Source organism: Actinokineospora sp. PR83 (assembly GCF_021056305.1).
GTDB lineage: Bacteria > Actinomycetota > Actinomycetes > Mycobacteriales > Pseudonocardiaceae > Actinokineospora > Actinokineospora spheciospongiae.
The window spans coordinates 1-1353 of sequence record NZ_JAJCXD010000153.1; the positions used below are offsets into that span (position 1 = coordinate 1).

The window sequence follows — 1353 nt, forward strand, 5'->3', positions numbered from 1 at the left end:
CCACCCGGGCACCAGCGACAAAATCCCGGGCTTGTAACCAACGGCACGGCTGAGCAGATCAGCCCACACGGCACAGCCCGGCGAAGCGGTACAGCCCACGCCGACCCAGTTGCGCAACCCACCGCAAGCCATTGCAGCCAAACGGACCTATACCCCGACATGCAGCCGTGGTTTGGTGCTCTGGCCTGCCCCGCCACGCGGCAGCAGGCCCGCAAGGGCTTACGACAAGGAGGTCGCCATGGCTGGACGCCGGCGCGGTGGAGTAGCACTCAGCCTCGCAACACTGCTGGCCCTCCCCCCGGCCCCCAGCCAAGCCCAGGCAACCCCAGCACCAGCACCCCAGCGCCTCGCGGTCGGCACCGTCACCGACATCGCCCCGGGCACCCGCCCGCAAGACCACCGCCTCGCAGGAGATGCCCTCCGCGACGACCTCACCGGCGAGCGCTTCTACTTCGTCATGCCCGACCGCTTCGCCAACGGCGACCCGCGCAACGACCGCGGCGGCACAACCGACCCCGATCGCCTCAAGACCGGCTTCGACCCCACGGACAAGGGCTTCTACCACGGCGGCGACCTCCCCGGTCTCCGGTCCAAACTGGACTACCTGGGCGGCATGGGCATCACCGCCATCTGGATGACCCCGATGTTCGCCAACCAGTGGGTGCAGGGCAGCGGCGCCGACGTCTCGGCCGGGTACCACGGCTACTGGACCACCGACTTCACCCGCCTCGACCCGCACTTCGGCACCACCGCGGACATGCAGGCCCTGATCCGGGACGCGCACCGCAGGGGCATCAAGGTCTTCTTCGACATCGTCGCCAACCACACCGCCGACGTCATCGACTACGCCGAGGGCAAGCGCGACTACATCGGAACCGGCGCGCAGCCCTACCTCGACGCCCAGGGCAACGTCGTCGACATCAAGGCCGCCGCGGGCAAACCGGGGTTCCCCGCCCTGGACCCGGCGACGTCCTTCCCGTACACCCCCGTCTTCCGCACCCCCGCCGACGCGACCAAGAAGGTCCCCGCCTGGCTCAACGACCCGGCGCTCTACCACAACCGCGGTGACTCGACCTACACCGGCGAGTCCACCGAGTACGGCGACTTCTCCGGTCTCGACGACCTGATGACCGAGAACCCGAAGGTCGTCGACGGCATGAAGCGGATCTTCACGAGCTGGATCGACACCCTCGGCATCGACGGCTACCGGGTCGACACCGTCAAGCACGTCAACACGGAGTTCTGGCAAGCGCTTGCCCCGCACGTCAAGGCGTACGCGAAGTCCAGGGGCAAGGAGGACTTCTTCGTCTTCGGCGAGGTCTACGACTCCGACCCGGCCACCACCTCCGCCTA

Annotated in this window: 1 protein-coding gene; it reads left to right on the forward strand. The window is 68.2% G+C overall.

Features of this window, described 5'->3' with window-relative positions:
- Window positions 1–238 precede the first annotated feature (238 nt).
- A partial coding sequence (locus tag L6E12_RS34035; protein ID WP_240014129.1) for an alpha-amylase family glycosyl hydrolase occupies window positions 239–1353 on the forward strand: 1115 nt, incomplete at its 3' end.